The sequence below is a fragment of the Klebsiella sp. SYXHC3 genome (assembly GCF_057196925.1).
The window spans coordinates 701,013-719,923 of record NZ_JBXUNG010000001.1 but is presented as its reverse complement, the minus strand read 5'-3'; the positions used below and the strand labels follow the sequence as shown (position 1 = coordinate 719,923).

The window sequence follows — 18,911 nt, the reverse complement described above, 5'->3', positions numbered from 1 at the left end:
CCAACATGCCAGGAATTGTTGTTGCACAAAATTTTAAAAATAATGCGTTGCCAGCGGGGGAAAGTCTGGCATCTGCGCTGATTGCCGACTCAGGCGTAAAAAACTGGTTTCAGGCCGATGCGAATTCTGTAACGCTGAGCGGCAATGATATTGCCTCATTCAACGATCGGAAAGGTACCGCCAGCAAGTTGACCCGCGCTGATGCAGCTAATGGTGCAACCCTGGTGAGTAACGCATTCGGGCCATACTCTGGCGCCCGGTTTAATGCTGTTGAATCTGACAGATCGCTATTCAATGGTGACGCTCTTGACCTGACTCAGCCATTTAGTTGGTCGGGAGTCGCGACATTACGGTCTCTCTCTGCATCGAGCAACCTCTGCGGCACATTCACCTCGTCATCGGTTCGCGCCATTCTCAACGTATCGGTATCCGGTGGTAATGCAGGGAAATTAACGTTTCAGGTTGGTACGGCGACATGTGTTGGCCCGACACTGGATCTGAATACGCCGTTTGCGTTCGTTTGTGGTTATGATGGGACGAATATTTTCCTGCGGGTTAACGGCAACATATCATCTGTTCCGGCAGCAGGCAGCCCGTCCTCTTCAGCTTTTGCATTGGGAGCTCTACCTGGTGGTTCTCAGTTCTGGGATGGTGACGTGTCCGATCTCTTTCTGTGTACCGTCGCAATGAACACCAGTGCTGGAGCATCATTGCTCACAAAGCTGACGGCATTTTATAAAGACGTGTATGGCCTGACGCTGTAATTAAAATTACCAGGCTGAGAAATGAGCTCTCGGCCTGGCCACAATTTAATTACACCAATCCATGAACAGCGGGGGAGTTGGTGAGAGTTTTTGTGCTAATGGCATCAGGGTAGATTCAAAAGCAGAAGCGCCCCAATATAGCTCCTTAGCCATTTCTGGACGGAATAAGCCATTAAATCCCTTGATGCCGTCCTGCTTTCTTACAGCGTCGAATTTAACCCGGGAGTTAACAAATTCATTATGAGTCTGTTCCCCGTTAACATAAGGCGTTAGCCAGCTCACTGCTTTCGCAAGAGAAGCCCCGTCAGGGGCAGTCCAGTGATACCAGTCCTCGCCCATTTTTTGGGCTGCCAGTGCCGCCTGCACTAATGGCTGTAGATCATAAACAACATAATGGATTGCATCGCGCTGCTTGAAGTCCAGAGTTTCTCCATCACTATCAATATTTACGTTAATCTGCTCCTGGAATAAACGTCTTGATTCAGCAAAGAGATGATCATTCCTTGTGGCAACTGCCATCAAGGTTATCAATTTCACTCTGTGGCTTTGCCAGTTGTTAGTCCATGTACTTTTATTTGGCGCATTGTTCATCTGTGAAATATATTCACTTGCCCAGTCATAGAAATACTTGTTGATATTTCTTCTTTCTTCTTCAGATAATTTAGGCTTCACAATCGAATAAGTCTGAATCATTTGATCAAATGCGGTTTCATCGATAGGGTTGAAGTTCGGCTGATAAGTGCCAACCCATGCGAATAAGTATTTTTTTGCGGCATCCAGCCATTCATCCCCCATTCCGTTCTTCCACGCCACGGCGCTCACTTGCATTAATTTCAGGTCTTTCTCTGCCTGAATGCTTTGATCGTGAATGCCCTGACCTGGCAGCAAACCTTCGGTACGAACATGCTGCATGGCTGAAGGTGAAAGTTCGCCAGCAGTACCCTTAATTTTCTGAATTTGCGAACGTACAAATTTCATATCATACGTTGTGGAGCAGGTATTTGCTGAGGCGTTTGACGTGATGCTGTATGAGCTCAGCATCAACGTAGTTATAAATGTTATGTATGAAATACGCATAAGAATCACCGAATAAGGAAGAGCACTGTACGAAAGTGTAGGTGTTTTATGCTTTATGAATAGTTGAATGTTGTTACATTGTAATTCATGGTTAATAACTAGTTTCACTCATGCTATAAGCCGCCTTGATGAGGTGGATATCAATATTGTTTATAATATTCATATGGTTATGTTGACTCTATAAATTGATATCAACTATCTCCCTTGATCTCCATCCTCATAAAAACTACTGTATATAAAAACAGTATAAATGGAGTGGAAGATCATGCTTCAACAACCACAGTTTTATGAAGTAACCGGCATAAGCCAGCATGCAACATTCGTTGATACACAGCGTGGCGTCGCCGTAGTGGAGCGCTCATCATCACCATTAGCATCAGCGGTTTTACTTATCTCATATTGCGGCGTTCAGCAATTCGCCAGATTTCTTGGCGGCACACTCATTACGGAAGACGGGGAATCCATAGAAGGTGATGTGCTTGCAGATGTTGAGCTGATAGGAGTGGTAACTCACATTATCAGTAAAGCCGGTTTTGATGACAGCCCGGTGATGTAATGTTTGCTCTGGTTGATGTGAACAGCTTCTATGCGAGCTGCGAAACCATTTTCAGACCGGATCTGCGAGGGAAGCCGGTTGTCGTGTTGTCCAATAACGATGGGTGCGTGATAGCGCGTTCTGCCGAAGCCAAGAAACTTGGCATCAAGATGGGGGATCCGTACTTCAAATGCAAAGACCAGTTCCGCCGGCATGGCGTGGTTTGCTTCAGTTCGAACTATGAACTCTACGCGGATATGAGCAACCGGGTCATGACGACACTGGAGGAAATGTGTCCCAGAGTTGAAATCTACAGCATCGACGAGGCCTTTTGTGATCTCACTGGTGTACGTAATTGCCGTGTGCTGGAAGAGTTCGGGCATGAGCTGAAAGATACGGTCTACCGCAATACAAGGCTTCCTGTAGGAGTGGGGATCGCACAAACAAAGACGCTGGCAAAACTCGCCAATCATGCGGCAAAAACGTGGAAAGCCACTGGCGGGGTTGTCGACCTGTCAAACGTTGAACGGCAGCGCAAACTGATGTCTTTGCTTCCGGTGGATGAGGTATGGGGTGTAGGCCGCCGCATCAGTAAAAAGCTTGAGGCCATGGGGATAAAAACCGTCCTGCAGTTGGCTGATACGGATATCCGCTTTATCCGTAAACACTTTAACGTGGTGCTTGAGAGAACCGTAAGAGAGCTGCGCGGCGAGCCATGCCTTGAGCTGGAAGAGTTTGCGCCAGTGAAACAGGAAATAGTCTGCAGCCGGTCGTTCGGGGAGCGCATTACCACCTATGAACAAATGCGCCAGGCAATCTGCTAATATGCGGCCAGAGGCGCAGAGAAACTTCGTGGGGAGCATCAATACTGCCGACACATATCGGCGTTCGTGAAGACGTCGCCGTTTGCGCTGAACGAAAAATACTACGGCAACAGCGGGTCCATCAAGTTACTGACGCCCACGCAGGATAGCCGGGATATCATCAATGCTGCGGTAAAGTGTCTGGATGCGATATGGGTCGACGGGCACAGGTATCAGAAAGCGGGGATCATGCTCGGTGATTTCTATAGCCAGGGGGTCGCGCAGCTGAACCTGTTCGATGACAATGCGCCACGGCAGAACAGCGATAAACTGATGGAAGTTCTCGACCACCTTAACGCAAAGGACGGGAGAGGGACTCTGTATTTTGCTGGACAGGGGATCCAGACAGCCTGGCAGATGAAACGGGAAATGCTTTCGCCGAGGTATACTACGAGATACAGTGACTTACTCGAAGTCAGTTGATTCAATCCATTAATTTTTACATGTGTTAGTGCTGGTTCTGTAGCTCGAGGAGTCAGCTTTGAGCGAGAAGCGGACTTCAACGAGGTGGCAATGTATTCATGCTCCGCAATAGGCTATGTTTATCAATTCTGAAACCATAGCAATGGAGCCGCAGTCAAGAAATGAGCTTGCCGGATAACCTAGAGAACCTCCCTGTTGTACTCATTCCAGGATTTATGCTTGATGAAACATTATGGGACGATTTTATCGCTGCATTTCCCGATAGTAGACGCTTTATTCCTGTGAGCCTGAATGGGGGAACAACAATCCAGGATATTGCCGCCAACATAGCCCAGAAACTACCTGAGCGTTTTGTTCTGGCAGGTTTTTCGTTGGGTGGCTACGTAGCCAGAGCTATTTATGAAGCTTTTCCGGAACGGACAGCGGCTATGATTCTCATTGCTACCTCTCTCAGAGAAGATTCACCAGAGCAGAAAAAAACACGCATAGCGACTGCGGTTACTCATTCCTCCAGAGCATTCAGTGGACTGAGCACCATGGCAATTAGAAAGTCGCTTCACGCTGATCTTGCCGATAATACGCCCCTTATTGATAGAATCCGTGACATGGGAAAAAGGCTGGGAGCACATGCATTCAGTGTCCAGTCAGGGCTAAACCGTGAGCGAATAACGTTAAAACCAGTTTCATGCCCGACCTATGTCATTGCAGCTGAACATGACCGGCTGCGTTCAAAAGAGGAGGCAGAAGAACTGGCCAAGCTAACCGGCACCTGTGCTGTTTATATTGACGGCTGTGGGCATCTTATTCCTCTGGAGAAACCGTATGAATTGGCCCAACTCATGTACGTATGGCTCAATAAAAAAGACCTTTGAAACTGCGAACTAAGCACCTGGTCGCGTTTTTTTTAAATGTCCGCTCCTGGCACGGAGCGAACGAACGAATGCAACTGAATGTCTGCTGTGAGCGAGGAGCGGACGTTGGTAGCCTCGACAACATGACTCGCATTGAGGTGTATCAATCAACGGGAAGCTGGTCAGTTTATTGCGCCAGCCCGACCTTTACGAAAGGGCTACCATGACTACGCGATTTTTTGATTAGCTTGCCTACGTATAATTCTCTGATTTCTGGTGATGCGATTCGTCCAACAAACTCTGAACGGTTGGTTTCAGGGGGGATAACCAGTTCCCGGGTAAAGTACTGCTGAGAGCCTGCCTTTAACCAGCACTGTATCTCGTAAACTTCCATCACCAAACCGCCGTAGGTAGCGTATGCAAATTGTAGGTTTTCATCTTTTGGTACTTTTGCCCAGACGCCACGTGTAGCTTCATATAATGCAAGTGCACTCATGCCTGACTTGTAGGTGCTGTTTAGCAAAAAGGCAAGCCCGGCATGTTCAGGTGCGATCTCAGTCTCTTGCTTAAGAAGGAGATGGTTGAGCTCATCCAGCGTGATTCGCCCCATAAGGGAACTGCTCCCTCGTACTTTGTTGGTCAGTTCTCCAACACCTAAGAGATCAATACATGTTGCTTCAACAAGCTTCGCGGTTGCCTCATCCATGCCATGGCGTAGTATGTCGATACCCAGATTTCCTGTTTTTAACAGATGATTAATTCGTTCTGATTTCGGAGAGCCATCATTATACTTTATATGATCAAGGCAGCGTTCTGACTTGCCTTTGCCTATATAAAATGGCTTTTTAGCTGCATCTTCAATGTCATAAAATGCATAAACATAGAACTTAGCCATCCCTAACGCTTTTGAGTATTTTGAATAATCTTTCAAACCTTGCTTCCTTAAGGCAAAAGTACTTAATTTTACTATCGGCACTATTCTTCAGAACTTAAGCGCAAAACAATTAGCGTATAGATTGACGTGCGCCCATTGATGAATATGGGACAAAGTTAGCAACGACTGCTATTGGCGCGAAGCGGACAAGTTACATGAGGCAGCGAGCGAAAACCGGACGCCCGCATAGCGTGAACAGGCGTCCGATATTTTGAAGTGTGCAGATTACTTAATCTGCTTCCCCGTTTCGTCAATAACCTTCTCGCCATCCTCTTTGGTAAACGCTCCTTTCTGACCTTCCGGTAGAATATCCAGCACTATTTCTGAAGGGCGGCAAAGACGAGTGCCAAGCGGCGTAACTACTACAGGCCGATTAATCAGGATCGGATGTTGAAGCATGAAATCAATCAACTGCTCATCACTAAATTTCTCTTCATCAAGACCCAGGTATTCATAAGGCTCAACATTCTTACGCAGTAATGCACGCACCGTAATTCCCATATCTGAAATAAGTTTAATAAGCTCATCACGGGTCGGAGGAGTATCAAGATAATAAATTATTGTCGGTTCGTTGCCGCTGTTGCGGATCATCTCCAGTGTGTTGCGTGAGGTGCCACAGGCCGGGTTGTGATAGATAGTTATGTTGCTCATATCAGTATCTCATTACAAAGTGACAGAGAGCCGCCACGCCAGCGCGGCCAGAGTGACAAATAGCACGGGCACAGTCATGACAATGCCGGTACGGAAGTAATATCCCCAGGTAATCGTTATATTTTTCTGGGAAAGCACATGCAGCCAAAGCAGGGTTGCCAGACTGCCAATCGGGGTGATTTTCGGGCCTAAATCGCAGCCGATCACGTTGGCATAAATCATTGCCTCTTTGACTACGCCAGACGCCGTACTTCCGTCAATAGACAGTGCGCCAATCAGCACCGTCGGCATATTGTTCATCACCGACGACAGGAACGCGGTCAGGAAACCGGTGCCGAACGTTGCTGCCCATAACCCCTTTTCTGCCAGCAGGTTCAGCACGTCAGACAGATACTCCGTAAGCCCTGCATTGCGCAGGCCATAGACCACCAGGTACATACCCAACGAAAAAATAACGATCTGCCATGGCGCACCGCGGAGGACTTTTCCGGTGTTGATGGCATGACCTCTTTTCGCCACTATAAACAGTATTGCTGCGCCACTAGCCGCTATCGCACTGACCGGGATCCCCAGAGGCTCCAGAACAAAGAAACCGACAAGCAGCAATAACAGGACAATCCAGCCCGCCCTGAACGTTGCCGGATCCTTTATCACACTGGCAGGCCTCTTCAGCAGCGAAACGTCATACGTCGCCGGAATGTCCCTGCGGAAGAAGAGATGCAGCATGACCAGAGTGGCCGCAATCGCTGCCACATCTACGGGGATCATAACGGAGGCATACTGTGTAAAGCCCAGACCGAAAAAGTCCGCCGAGACGATATTCACCAGGTTAGAAACAATTAGCGGCAGGCTGGCCGTATCTGCAATAAATCCTGCGGCCATGACAAACGCCAATGTCGTGCCCTGGCTGAATCCCAGTGCGAGCAGCATCGCAATTACAATCGGCGTCAGGATCAGCGCAGCGCCGTCATTGGCAAACAACGCAGCAACAGCGGCACCAAGCAAGACTATCCAGGTAAACAAAAGGCGGCCACGTCCGTTACCCCAACTGGAGACGTGCAGTGCGGCCCATTCAAAGAAGCCGGACTCATCGAGCAACAGGCTGATGATGATGACCGCAATAAATGCCGCTGTCGCGTTCCAGACGATATTCCAGACAACGGGAATATCAGCAATATGGATGACTCCGGTTCCCAGCGCCAGCGCAGCCCCGATACTCGCGCTCCAGCCAATACTCAGACCTCTGGGTTGCCAGATCACCAGTACCAGCGTCAGTAAAAATATACTCCCTGCCAAAAACATTTCAGACTCCATTATATATGATTATGTATATATGTTTTCCTGCCTCAGCAGGAGGTACAGGCCGACTTTGCCAACCATTCCCGCACATCCTCCCGAAGGCACAGCCAGGACGCCGTGATTGTCTCAGCGGCCCACGCCGGAATATGAGGTGACAGACGATAGTGGATCCATTTCCCTTCCCGACGATCAAGAACAAGCTTTGCCTCGCGCAGGACGGCCATATGGCGTGATATTTTGGGCTGTGATTCGGCGGTAGCTGCACAGACATCGCACACGCACAGTTCTCCGGACTCCCGCAGAAGCATGACAATGGCGAGCCGTGTTTCATCTGACAGGATTTTGAAAAGCTGAACAGGTTGTAGCATTTTTCTCTCCGTTCCCTTTAGAATACACATATGGTAAATCATATGTATTAACTTTGAAATCATCTGCTCTCTCTGGAGGAGAAAAATGGAACAATTTCCTGCCCTGAATACTAAATGCTTTGATCAACACATCGCTGAACGCCTGAACGTGCAGGAGCCACCACGGATTCTGATCCTGTATGGTTCAGTGAGAGAGCGCTCCTACAGCCGCTTTGCCGCGGAGGAAGCCGGTCGCCTGCTGACGGCGATGGGCGCGGAGGTGAAACTGTTTAACCCCTCAGGTTTACCCCTTCCGGATGATGCGCCGGACACGCATCCCAAAGTCACCGAGCTGCGCGGTCTGGTCAGATGGTGTGATGGGATGGTATGGAGTTCTCCGGAACGACACGGTGCTATGAGCGCAGTAATGAAGGCGCAGATTGACTGGATACCCTTAAGTGAAGGAGCGATTCGTCCTTCGCAGGGCAAAACACTTGCGGTAATGCAGGTCTGTGGCGGTTCACAGTCCTTCAATGCCGTGAACCAGATGCGTATTCTGGGTCGCTGGATGCGGATGTTTACGATCCCCAACCAATCCTCTGTAGCCAAGGCATGGCAAGAGTTCGACGAAAACGGACGAATGAAACCTTCTTCATGGTATGACCGCATCGTCGATGTTGCCGAGGAGCTGTTTAAAGTCACGCTGCTGCTTAAGGGACAAACCGGTTATCTTGCAGATCGTTACAGCGAGCGAAAGGAAAGCCATCAGGAGCTTTCATCCCGTGTCAATCAGGACAAAATATAACGTATGTTTTTCGTGAATCCATACTGAATGAGCTTAACAACGTCCGCTATTGGCACATTTCGGACGTTATCAATTTATAGGCGCTGAATAGCCTCGATTAGTTCGGCGCCCTGATTCTTCACATTTCCTACGGCGCGCGTCACTGCGTGCCAGATAAACTTGTCTGCGGGAACCGTACCGTCCGAAGCTATTTCTTCGGCTTCTTTCCCTTCTATATCCTGTCTCATCCATTCCCTGGCTGCTTCTGGTGATAGTATCAGTGGCCGGCGGTCGTGAATGTCTACCAGCCCTTTATCTGCAGCCGCGGTGACAATCAGAAAGCCTTCTGCTTCGTCTCCGCGTTCAAACGGCGTGCTTCCTATTGCCGCCATGAATATAGGATGGCCATCGGCACGATGGATGAAGTAGGGCTGCTTCTTGTCGCCTTCCTTCTTCCATTCGAACCAACCATCAGCAAAGCAGATCGCCCGGCCGTGTTGCCATAGCGGCTTAAACATCCTGCTGGTGGCCGCGGTTTCTACTCGAGCATTAATCAGCGGTGGTTTATTCCACCATCCCGGGGCGTAACCCCAGTGTACCGGATCGAGATGCAACTGCTCGTCGCGTTCGCTCAGGAGCAAAACCTTTGTCCCTGGCGCCACGTTGTACCGGCCGATTGGTTCGGGGTCATAATCTATATCCCGCTCAGCCTCTTCAGCCAAATAAGCCAGGTATTCTTCACGGGTTTGTGATTGAGCAAAGCGTCCGCACATGGTTACCTCCAGTTTGCAGACTGAAAGTATAGAATGTGTGGAGGGGTAGGAAGGGAACTCCGACAGCAATCAAACTGATGACTGTCGGAGCTGACGTTAAAAACAATGTGTACAAAATTGTGTATTAAATTCAGGAAAACCGAATAATTTTAAAATTTAACTCATTGTTTTTAAATGATAAAGTCGTTTTCATTGTAGGTGCTATCGTAGGGCATACCATTCCTTATGTTTCAGTGGGTTAGCCATGGCTCCTAAAATATCTGAGATCACATTGACGATAATGACCAGCGCGCCGATCACCATCACTCCGGCGGAAATCGCCGCGTAATCCTGCTGGCGAATAGCGTTGATCAGCCAGCGCCCCAGCCCCGGCCAGCTGAAGACCATTTCGGTAATCATTGCCAGCGTTAGCATGGTGGAGAACTGCAGACCCAGGCGCGGGATCACCGGCGGTAAGGCATTGTGCAACACGTGACGATGGAGAATCGTCCTGCGGGTGACGCCACGGGTGGCCGCGGCTTTAACATAGTTAGTGTCGTAGACTTCACTGGTGCTGATACGCATCAGGCGAATCACTTCGGTGGTCGGCGCGACGGCCAGGGTCAACACCGGCAGCACCATATGCCGCGCGGCGCTGACGATCATCTCATGGCGCCACGGCGAATCAGAGAGCCAGGCATCAATGAGCGCGAAGCCGGTCACCGTCTTCACTTCGTACAACAGATCAAAGCGGCCGGAGACCGGGAACCATCCCAGCGTTAGCGAGAAGAACAGAGTGAACAGCAACGCCAGCCAGAACACCGGAATGGAGAACCCCACCAGCGCCAGGGCGCTAATGAGCGTGTCCGGCCATTTATTACGCATAATTCCGGCAATCATCCCCACGGGAATGCCGACCAGCAGCGCAAAACCAAACGCCAGAATGCACAGTTCCATCGTGGCAGGGAAGACCACCTTCAGCTGTTCGGAAATCAACTGGCCGTTGATGCTGGAGACGCCAAAGTCCCAGTGCAGAACCCCTTTGAACCAGAACAGCCAGGCATTCCATAGCGATGCGCCCTGCAGCGGCGCGTGCGGCGTAAAGTAGCTGAGGCTAAAGCCGATAAAGGTGAGAAAAAACAGCGTCACAAGCAACAACAGCAGGCGGCGCAGAGTAAAAATAATCATGGTTTTTTCACCTCTTCTTTTTCGCGCGACACGCCTGCGAAGGAGGCGTTGCCAAACGGACTCAGCACCAGTCCTTTCATATCATAGCGATAAGCCTGCAGACGCAGCGAAGAGGCCAGAGGCAGCACCGGTAATTCACGGGCGAGAATATGCTGCGCCTCTTTGTAGGCTTCGATACGCGACGCCAGCTGTTGTGAAATCAGCGCTTTTTGTAATATCTCGTCAAACTCGCGGTTGCACCAGTGGGCGAGGTTGGTCTGCGAACCAATCGCCGCGCAGCTTAACAGCGGGCGGAAGAAGCTATCCGGGTCATTACTGTCGGTGGCCCAGCCGGAAAGCGTTAAATCGTGGCTCATATCCATTAAACGCGCCTCCTGGAAGCGGCCTTCAACCGGAATAATAATCACTTTGACACCCACCTGCGCCATATCCGCCTGTATCAGCTCGGCGGTTTTCAATGGGCTGGGGTTCCACGCCTGGGAACTGGTCGGCACCCACAATTTTAACGTGAGATTACTGAGCCCCAGCGCCTGCAGGCGACGGCGCGCCTCCGCGGGGTTGTATTCGGTAATTTTAGCGTCGTTATCATAAGCCCACGAGGCGCGTGGTAGCATTGAGGCCGCGGTTTCCGCGGTGCCGTAGTAGATCGATTGCATCAGACGCTGGTTGTTGATCGCCAGCGCCAGCGCGTGGCGAACTTCCGGATTATCCAGCGGCGGTTTAGCAGTGTTAAAAGCCAGCCAGGCGATATTCATACCCGGGCGCAGCGTCAGACGCAGGCGCGGATCGTCGCGCAGGATGGTGAGCTGGCTGGCGGCGGGCCAGGCCAGCACGTCGCATTCGCCGGTCAGCAGTTTTGACAGACGGCCGGTGCCGCCGGAACCGAGATCCACCACCACCTGCGGCATCAATGGCTTGCCGCGCCAGTAGGCCGCGTGGCGCTGCAGGCGGATGTACTGCCCGGTGCGATACTCTTCCAGTTTAAACGGGCCGGTACCGACGGGCTGGCGGTCGAGTTGTTCTTCGCGGTCGCTTTTGGTCAGCTGCGCGGCATACTCCGCCGACATGACTGAAGCATAGTGTGTTGCCAGGTGCCACAGGAATGAGGCATCCGGGCGTTTCAAGCGAAACTCGACGGTATGGTTATCCAGCTTACGAACGCTTTCTACGGTGTCGGCGAACTGCAGGCTATCGAAATAGGGGAAGCTACTGCCGTTGACGCTGTGCCACGGGTCGTCGCGATTAAAGATGCGCCCGAAGGTGAAGATGACATCATCAGCGTTAAAAGCGCGGGTCGGTTTAAACCAGTCGGTAGTCTGGAACTGGACCTTATCGCGCAGGTGGAAGCGGTAGGTGGCGCCGTTATCAAGCACTTCCCAGCTTTCCGCCAGTTCAGGCACCAGACGATAGGTATAAGGGTCGACGTCGAGCAGGCGATCGTAGATCTGGGCGGCGAGGGTGTCGACAATCAGGCCGCTGCTGACTTTTTGCGGGTTAAAGGTATTTACCTGCCCGCTGACGCAATAGACAAACCCGCTATCGCGGATATCGGCATTAGCCGGCAGCGCCGGGGCCGGTGCGGCAAAAGCCTGCCCGCACAGCATCGAGGCTGCCGCTAAAAGAGAGGACAATTTCAGGCGCATATTTTCTTTTTGATCATAGAGCAGAGCTCTATATTATTAATATTAAATGACATTTACCACCACCTTTACGACATCGAGGGGGATAATGCGGTCACCGGCAGCGCATGTTGTCCAGCCAGTTGGTCAAAATAGTGTCGGAAATAAACCAGTATTAAGAAACATGGTATCTTTTTATTGCCGATTTCTCCAGTTAGCCATCTGTATGCGTTCTGTAGAGGGGTGGTGTGAATTGCGGGATCAGAGCGGAAGGAGTTGATTATAGCGGGCGATATAATCCTTTGGCGTGATCTCCAGTTCTCCGCCGTCGCGATGGATAGCGACAAAGGTACGCAGCACCAGTCCGCTTTTACGTTCTGATATTTGCCATCCTTGTTCGCTGTAGGCATCGCGCGTGGAGCGCACGCAGAGATCCGAGAAAATCATCATTAAAGAGAGGGCTGGGGCATGATGATTTTTCATGGTGTGGATCAAACTGGCATGGGCGGCATAGCGGGTTAGCGTATGAGAATTAACCGGAATCACGTGAATTTTCAGTCCATTGAATATAATTGCCGCCGATGATAATTCACATTAAGACATCTTACCAGTTACATATTATTAACTCCTCGCGTTTTCATATGTGAATTGATAGTGACGTTGTCACGTTTTAATCCTGTAGCGGTGTGAATTCATATAATGCCAGCGCATTGCTCTGCAGTGAATCCACCCGCAGCCAGCCATCATCCATCTGTTCCTCATGCACGCTCAGCGCCGGGCGGGCGTGGTGCCGGAGCCAGCGATAATCTTCTTCGTCCGGGCCGCTGCGGCTGCGGAATGCCTCAAACAGCGGAAATAGCGCGCCGTGATGTTGATCGAACAGATGCTGTTTGATGCGCCAGCGTCCCTCCAGCCCTTCAAGCCGCAGGGTATAGGGCTGGCGAAACCGCTGAGTAAAGGCCTCTTCGCTCGATAGCCAGGGGTTGAAAATCACCGTATTGCGCAGCAGCAACTGGTAGTGTCCGTTATGGCGCAATAACAACAGGTTTTTGTCATTGATTAAGACTTCGCCGCGCAGACGCCGCCACAGCCATAATACCCAGTAAACCGGGCGCGGCAGACCATGCAGGTAATGCAGCGCCAGGCTGGAGGTGTCAAGTTTACCGTTGTCCCGCGCCTCCCCCTGCAGCCCGGAATTAAGCCAGAAGCCTGCCAGCCACACCTGTTCGGCAATGCCCAGCAGGTTATCCATCAATAGCGCGCCGCGGAAAAAACGTCCGTTGGTATCGCGGGTATCGCCGGTCAACGTATTCCACGATAGCAGCCACAGCGGCAACGAGAGCTGCCGTTGCCGTAGGGCATTATGTATTTGGCGTAATTTCTGTCGCGGATAGCTTTCACTGGCGGCCAGCTTGCTGCTATCGGCCTGCGCCAGGTCAAGCAGTTCATTAGCATCCGCCTGGCAGGCGAGAAAATCGGCTTTGCTGAGCAGCGGGGAATGCAGTAGCGGATCGTCGGCAATATCGCTTTGCGGGAAACGATGCCAGATCCCCATTTGCGGTTGTTGCAAGGTGGACGCGAGCACTTCGCGCTGTTGTCGCCAGGCCTGCTGTCGCGCCGCTTCACTGGCCTGCGGCGACCAGTGCCAGACAAAACGCCAGCTCGCAAGCGTCGTGGGTGAAAAGTGATTGGCGGCAAGTTGCAGAAAACGCTGTAGTAAATCGCAGCGGGTGGTTAAACCGGTGTGGAGTAGCACCGTCCAGCCTTTCTGCGCCAGCCAGCTAAACAGCTGCTGAAGATTGTACCAACAGGCATAACCCGCGAGCGTCGGGTCGTCCCAGCCTTCGCCAAACAGGCGGCTACTGAGAAACGGATCGTGAATATCAATGCCGTAGACGGGTAGCGTCTGCTGCAGTTGCTCCAGCTCGCGGCGGACATCTTCGCGAAGTAAATCATCGAGTTCTCGGACGGTAACGATGGTACGGGTATGGCGCAATACCGGCGCGCGCGCTGGCAGCTGGCGGATATCCACCAGCCTGGTCTGACGCGGGTTGAGCAGCAGCGGCGGCGTATTATCGCTGTTTTTTTCCGCCTCGTTAAGGCGGGCGTAAAGCCGCTCAACCGCGACCGGATACCAGACCTCACTGGCTTTGACTCGCGGACGAGCGGCGGGCTGCGGCTGCTGTTGGCGAAATTGCCGCGGTGTGACGCCATGCTGGCGCTTAAACAGATCGCTCATGATGCGGGCACTGGCGAAACCGTTGTCCTGCGCCACCTGCTGCACCGAACGCCGGGTGGCCAGCAGTTGCTCGGCGGCCTTGCCGAGACGCAGGGCGGTAATGTACTGCACGAAGCTGACGCCGACCTCTTTATGAAACAGGCGGGAAAGCCAGGCCTCCGAGACAAACTCAGCGGCGGCCACTTCCTGCAGCGAGATCCGCCGCTGATAGTTGGCTTCAATGCGCGCTACTACGTTGATAATTCGTCGGCTCCAGTTTTCGGCGCCTCGGCGCAGGCTGGGTACGATGGGCTGCGTAAAGCGGGTCGCCAGCAGCAGGGCGATTTCGCTGAGCCAGCGGTTGGCCTCTAAGCGGTAACGCGACTGATGATTAACCAGCCCGGCTACCAGCAACTGGCGCATCAGCTGGCGCAGGTTATCTGCCGCATCCATGTTTTCGCCGTTAACCCGATAATCACAGGCAAAAAAATCGCTATCAAGGCGGGTGAGCCAACCGGCGGCAAGGTTGAGGATCATGACCGCATTGGCCTCTTCGCCGGTAATCTGCCAGCGCTGGCGGCGGTTAACGATCGCCAGTTCATCAACCCGCATCGGTTGCGGCGCTTCGCCGAGTTGCAACCGCGCGCTGCCTTCCAGTAGCCACAGCAGCGTTAATCCGTCGCTTTCCGGCGGGCTGAGGTGGCGAATATCGCGCACCGTGAGGCTGAAATCGCCGAGATGGTGTTCCATGCGCCGCTCCTTAAAAGACAAAAAATAACAGGGTGTTTTTTGTCATAACAGAATTGTATAGAAAACAGTCATTGATAATTCGTCAATATAAAACAAAAAAGCGCATTTTAAAGCCGGGTGGGGCGCATAAACTCGAAAGTGTCGTGCAAACACAACACAGGAATAATAAAAATGACACATCCATTGATTGAATCTTTGCAAGTTAATGAAGCGCAGTTTGTGGCGTTACGTCGCCGCTTCCACCAACAGCCCGAGATTGGCTTTGAAGAACATAAAACCAGCGATGAAGTCGCCAGGCTGCTTGCTGAGTGGGGATATGAAGTGCATCGCGGCCTCGCCGGTACCGGCGTGGTCGGGACGCTGAAAGTCGGCAGCGGCGAAAAACGTCTGGGTCTACGCGCGGATATGGATGCGCTGCCGATGCAGGAAATGAGCGGTAAAGCATGGGCAAGCCAGGTCGACGGGCGTTTTCACGGCTGCGGCCATGACGGTCACACCACCACGCTGCTGTATGCGGCGGAATATCTGGCGCGCACGCGTCAGTTTAACGGTACGCTGCAGTTAATTTTCCAACCGGCAGAAGAGCTGCTGTACGGCGGACGGGTGATGGTCGAAGATGGCTTGTTCACAAAATTCCCCTGCGACGCCATCTTTGGCCTGCATAACATGCCGGGCCAGAAACTGGGCAAAATCGGCCTGCGCGACGGCGCGATGATGGCTTCTTCCGATACGCTGCATATCGAAGTGAAGGGCGTTGGCGGCCATGGCGCGGTACCGGAACATACCGTGGATGCGACGCTGGTTGCCTGCCACATTACCCTCGCGCTGCAATCGATCGTTTCACGCAACATCACGCCATTTGAACCTGCGGTAGTCACCGTCGGCAGCATTCAGGCTGGTCACGCGCCGAACATCATCAACGATAAAGTGTTGATGAAGCTAACGGTCCGTACCCTTAACCAGCAGGTGCGCGAGACGGTGCTGCAGCGCATTCACGATATTGCGGTCGCTCAGGCAGAAAGTTTTAACGCCAGCGCTACCTTAACCCACGTCAACGGCAGCCCGGTTTTACGTAACGATCCGGCGGCTAATGAGCTGGTCCGTGAAGTGGCGACCTCGCTGTTTGGCAAAGAACAGGTTGGTACCGTGAATCCATTCATGGGTAGCGAAGATTTCGCCTTCATGCTGGAGAGCAATCCCAACGGCTGCTACTTCACTATCGGCGCGGGTGATGAAGCTGACCGCTGCATGGTGCATAACCCGGGATACGATTTTAACGATCAAATCCTGCTTACCGGCGCAGCGCTGTGGTGCGGCCTGACGGAACGCTATCTGCGTTAACCTATCGCGACGGGGGGACCCGATTATGAGTTCTGTATCGTTAAGCGAATCTCGTTTCGTCGGTAGCGATCGCCTGCTGGCGGGTATTGTGCTCAGCGTGCTGACGTTCTGGCTGTTTGCGCAATCGGTTATCAATGTTGTTCCGGCGATGAAAAGCAGCCTCGATATTTCACTGGAGACGCTAACCCTGGCGGTGAGTCTCAGCGCCTTATTTAGCGGCTGCTTCGTGGTGGCCAGCGGCGGGCTGGCGGATAAATTCGGCAGGGTGCGGATGACCTATCTCGGCCTGGCGTTAAGTATTATCGGCAGCGCGTTTCTGGCGGCGTCGCAGGGGCCGGGTCTGTTTATCACCGGTCGCATCCTGCAAGGGCTCTCTGCGGCCTGCATTATGCCGGCGACGCTGGCGCTGATTAAAACCTGGTATGAAGGTAGAGCGCGGCAGCGGGCGGTGAGTTTCTGGGTCATTGGTTCCTGGGGCGGCAGCGGGCTTTGCTCGTTTGTCGGCGGCGCGATTGCCACCGGTCTTGGCTGGCGGTGGATCTTCGTGTTCTCGATTGCGGTGGCGCTGCTGGCGTTGCTGCTGCTGCGTGGCACGCCGGAGAGTCGAAGCGCCAGCGCCGATCGGCATAAGCTTGATGTGGGCGGATTATTAAGCCTGATCGCGTCGCTGGTGCTGCTTAATCTGTTTATCAGCAAGGGCCATCAATGGGGCTGGAGCAGTGGCTTATCGCTGTCGATGCTGGGCGGCGCGGTAATTACGGGTGGTTTGTTTATCCGTAGCGGTTTGCGTAAAGGTGAAGCGGCGCTAATCGACTTCGCTTTATTTCGCAACCGGGCCTACGGCGCGGCGGTGCTGTCGAACTTCATGCTTAATGGCGCTATCGGCACCATGATGATCACCAGCATCTGGCTGCAGCAGGGGCATCATCTTACCCCGCTGGAAACCGGCATGATGACGCTGGGGTATCTGGTGACGGTACTGGCGATGATTCGCGTTGGGGAAAAGTTGCTCCAGCGCTACGGCGCGCGGTTGCCGATGATGACCGGGCCGGTCTTTACCGCCATCGGCATTTTGCTGATCTCCTGTACCTTCCTCGATAAGTCACTGTATATCGGGACCGTCTTCTTCAGCAATATTCTGTTTGGCCTCGGGCTCGGCTGTTACGCCACGCCTTCGACCGATACCGCCGTCGCCAATGCGCCGGAGAACAAAATCGGAGTCGCATCAGGGGTTTATAAGATGGGTAGCTCGCTTGGCGGCGCGATGGGTATTGCCGTGACGGCGTCACTTTTCGCGCTGTTCCTGCCGTTGGGAATGGCCAGCGCCGCGCAATACGCGTTGTGGTTTAACGCCGCGCTGTGTTTAGGCTCAATGGTGGTGAGCGCGACGATGCTGCCGCGCGCCGCTCATAGCTGATGCTTCTTCAACAAGGCGCGTAGCTGGTGGTAGGTTAGCCCCAGCAGCTCCGCTGACTGCTTTTGATTGTACTTCGCCTGCTGCAGGCTCAACTGCAGCAGGCTTTTTTCTTGCTCCAGTTGAAAGGCCCGCAGGTCCAGTGGCAACGCGGGAAGCGCATGTTCAACGACCGGTGCAGGCGCAGGCGTCGCGCTATTAAATGGGTTGATAATGATATTATCCAGCTCGCTATCACTGCTGCCGTGGCGGTAAACCGAACGTTCAACCACATTTTTCAGCTCACGAATATTGCCCGGCCAGCGGTATGCGAGCAGCGTGTCGACGGCTCGCTCGCTAAAGCCGGGAAACAGAGGAAGCCCCAGTTCGCGGCACATCTGAATGGCAAACTGGTTGGCAAGCAGCATGATGTCGCTCTGGCGCTCGCGCAATGGCGGTAGTTGCACGACATCAAACGCCAGCCGGTCGAGCAGGTCGGCGCGGAAATGACCTTCCTCGACCATTTTGGGCAGATCGGCGTTGGTGGCGCACACCAGCCGTACGTTAACCTGCAGCGGCTGGCTGCCGCCGACGCGTTCCAGTTCGCCGTATTCAATTACCCGCAGCAATTTTTCCTGCACCAGCATCGGAGCGGTGGCCAGCTCATCGAGAAACAGCGTGCCGCCGTCGGCACGTTCAAAGCGCCCCGGATGTCGTTTGCTGGCGCCGGTAAAGGCGCCGGCTTCATGACCGAACAATTCGGAATCGAGAAGGTTTTCATTCAGCGCCGCGCAATTCAGTGAAATAAACGGTCCCTGCCAGCGCGAAGAGAGAAAGTGCAGTCGGTTGGCAATGAGCTCTTTGCCGGTCCCGCGCTCGCCGATCACCAGCACCGGTTTATCCAGCGGTGCCAGCTGCGAGACCTGTTCGAGCACCTCCAGAAAGCTGTTAGCCTCGCCCAGCAGGTTATCCTTGTATTCCGCCATGATGAATTTCGCCATTAAGTAGTGTGATTCGCCAACTCACTGTAGCAAGCAGGCGGCCATATCTCAACCACCTTGTTTAAAATCAATAAGATAAAAAGTTGGCACGCCATTTGTATTAACTACTGCACAGGCCGCT

Annotated in this window: 17 protein-coding genes and 1 pseudogene; 7 read left to right on the top strand and 11 right to left on the bottom strand. The window is 52.7% G+C overall.

The genetic code is table 11. The features are described from left to right. Window positions 1-5 precede the first annotated feature (5 nt). The gene (locus AC2CGP_RS03460; protein ID WP_221694580.1) at window positions 6-764 is read left to right on the top strand and encodes a LamG domain-containing protein; all 759 of its coding nucleotides are present in this window, start codon (window positions 6-8) and stop codon (window positions 762-764) included. Window positions 765-809: 45 nt separating this feature from the next. Here the strand turns inward: AC2CGP_RS03460 and AC2CGP_RS03455 are convergent, their stop codons facing one another. Further along, window positions 810-1,742 (bottom strand): alginate lyase family protein, encoded by a 933-nt coding sequence (locus AC2CGP_RS03455; protein WP_227537393.1) that lies wholly within the window; start codon window positions 1,740-1,742, stop codon window positions 810-812. A 364-nt stretch (window positions 1,743-2,106) separates the two neighbouring features. On the opposite strand from AC2CGP_RS03455, the gene AC2CGP_RS03450 reads away from it, so the two are divergent. The 3 genes and pseudogenes from AC2CGP_RS03450 to AC2CGP_RS03440 all read left to right on the top strand — a co-directional run bounded on the left by AC2CGP_RS03450 (window position 2,107) and on the right by AC2CGP_RS03440 (window position 4,534). Next, window positions 2,107-2,397, top strand: a complete 291-nt coding sequence (locus tag AC2CGP_RS03450; protein WP_109139503.1) for a hypothetical protein — start codon at window positions 2,107-2,109, stop codon at window positions 2,395-2,397. Beyond that, window positions 2,397-3,662, top strand: a pseudogene (locus AC2CGP_RS03445) (Y-family DNA polymerase). Before AC2CGP_RS03450 ends, AC2CGP_RS03445 begins: the two are co-directional and overlap by 1 nt. 161 nt (window positions 3,663-3,823) lie before the next feature. Continuing rightward, complete coding sequence (locus AC2CGP_RS03440) at window positions 3,824-4,534, top strand: alpha/beta fold hydrolase (protein WP_396264622.1); 711 nt, start codon at window positions 3,824-3,826, stop codon at window positions 4,532-4,534. A gap of 166 nt (window positions 4,535-4,700) precedes the next feature. Here AC2CGP_RS03440 and AC2CGP_RS03435 read toward each other — a convergent pair whose 3' ends face one another. The 4 genes from AC2CGP_RS03435 to AC2CGP_RS03420 all read right to left on the bottom strand — a co-directional run bounded on the left by AC2CGP_RS03435 (window position 4,701) and on the right by AC2CGP_RS03420 (window position 7,765). Continuing rightward, window positions 4,701-5,444, bottom strand: a complete 744-nt coding sequence (locus AC2CGP_RS03435) for an LEM-3-like GIY-YIG domain-containing protein (protein ID WP_165060113.1) — start codon at window positions 5,442-5,444, stop codon at window positions 4,701-4,703. 228 nt (window positions 5,445-5,672) lie between these two features. Further along, window positions 5,673-6,098 carry a glutaredoxin-dependent arsenate reductase gene (arsC, locus tag AC2CGP_RS03430; RefSeq protein ID WP_048974140.1) on the bottom strand — a complete coding sequence of 142 codons (426 nt, stop codon included), beginning with the start codon at window positions 6,096-6,098 and terminating at the stop codon, window positions 5,673-5,675. A gap of 12 nt (window positions 6,099-6,110) precedes the next feature. Further along, on the bottom strand, window positions 6,111-7,400 hold the full coding sequence (locus tag AC2CGP_RS03425; RefSeq protein WP_213760188.1) for an arsenic transporter: 1,290 nt from the start codon (window positions 7,398-7,400) through the stop codon (window positions 6,111-6,113). A gap of 44 nt (window positions 7,401-7,444) precedes the next feature. Then, window positions 7,445-7,765: a transcriptional regulator gene (locus AC2CGP_RS03420; protein WP_213760186.1), complete on the bottom strand. Its 321-nt coding sequence runs from the start codon at window positions 7,763-7,765 to the stop codon at window positions 7,445-7,447. Between the two features lie 85 nt (window positions 7,766-7,850). On the opposite strand from AC2CGP_RS03420, the gene arsH reads away from it, so the two are divergent. Continuing rightward, window positions 7,851-8,549: an arsenical resistance protein ArsH gene (gene arsH, locus AC2CGP_RS03415; RefSeq protein ID WP_396264623.1), complete on the top strand. Its 699-nt coding sequence runs from the start codon at window positions 7,851-7,853 to the stop codon at window positions 8,547-8,549. A gap of 74 nt (window positions 8,550-8,623) precedes the next feature. Here arsH and AC2CGP_RS03410 read toward each other — a convergent pair whose 3' ends face one another. The 5 genes from AC2CGP_RS03410 to AC2CGP_RS03390 form a co-directional block, all read right to left on the bottom strand. After that, window positions 8,624-9,301, bottom strand: coding sequence for an SOS response-associated peptidase (locus AC2CGP_RS03410; RefSeq protein WP_484502251.1), 678 nt, complete (start codon window positions 9,299-9,301; stop codon window positions 8,624-8,626). A 201-nt stretch (window positions 9,302-9,502) separates the two neighbouring features. Beyond that, window positions 9,503-10,468, bottom strand: a complete 966-nt coding sequence (sapB, locus tag AC2CGP_RS03405) for a putrescine export ABC transporter permease SapB (protein ID WP_020078599.1) — start codon at window positions 10,466-10,468, stop codon at window positions 9,503-9,505. Continuing rightward, the gene (gene sapA / locus AC2CGP_RS03400; protein ID WP_171824487.1) at window positions 10,465-12,111 is read right to left on the bottom strand and encodes an ABC transporter substrate-binding protein SapA; all 1,647 of its coding nucleotides are present in this window, start codon (window positions 12,109-12,111) and stop codon (window positions 10,465-10,467) included. Before sapA ends, sapB begins: the two co-directional genes overlap by 4 nt. Window positions 12,112-12,348: 237 nt before the next feature. Then, window positions 12,349-12,633 carry a hypothetical protein gene (locus tag AC2CGP_RS03395; protein ID WP_045360392.1) on the bottom strand — a complete coding sequence of 95 codons (285 nt, stop codon included), beginning with the start codon at window positions 12,631-12,633 and terminating at the stop codon, window positions 12,349-12,351. A 124-nt stretch (window positions 12,634-12,757) separates the two neighbouring features. After that, window positions 12,758-15,055 (bottom strand): helix-turn-helix domain-containing protein, encoded by a 2,298-nt coding sequence (locus AC2CGP_RS03390; RefSeq protein WP_213760180.1) that lies wholly within the window; start codon window positions 15,053-15,055, stop codon window positions 12,758-12,760. A gap of 171 nt (window positions 15,056-15,226) precedes the next feature. On the opposite strand from AC2CGP_RS03390, the gene AC2CGP_RS03385 reads away from it, so the two are divergent. Continuing rightward, window positions 15,227-16,396 carry a M20 aminoacylase family protein gene (locus AC2CGP_RS03385; protein WP_015366269.1) on the top strand — a complete coding sequence of 390 codons (1,170 nt, stop codon included), beginning with the start codon at window positions 15,227-15,229 and terminating at the stop codon, window positions 16,394-16,396. A 25-nt stretch (window positions 16,397-16,421) separates the two neighbouring features. After that, entirely contained in the window at window positions 16,422-17,813 is a 1,392-nt protein-coding gene (locus AC2CGP_RS03380) for an MFS transporter (protein ID WP_020078603.1), read from the top strand. Here the strand turns inward: AC2CGP_RS03380 and pspF are convergent. Then, a complete protein-coding gene (gene pspF / locus AC2CGP_RS03375; RefSeq protein ID WP_161799847.1) occupies window positions 17,804-18,790 on the bottom strand; it encodes a phage shock protein operon transcriptional activator in 987 nt (328 codons plus the stop codon). The two genes, AC2CGP_RS03380 and pspF, sit on opposite strands and share 10 nt — an antisense overlap. Window positions 18,791-18,911 lie beyond the last annotated feature (121 nt).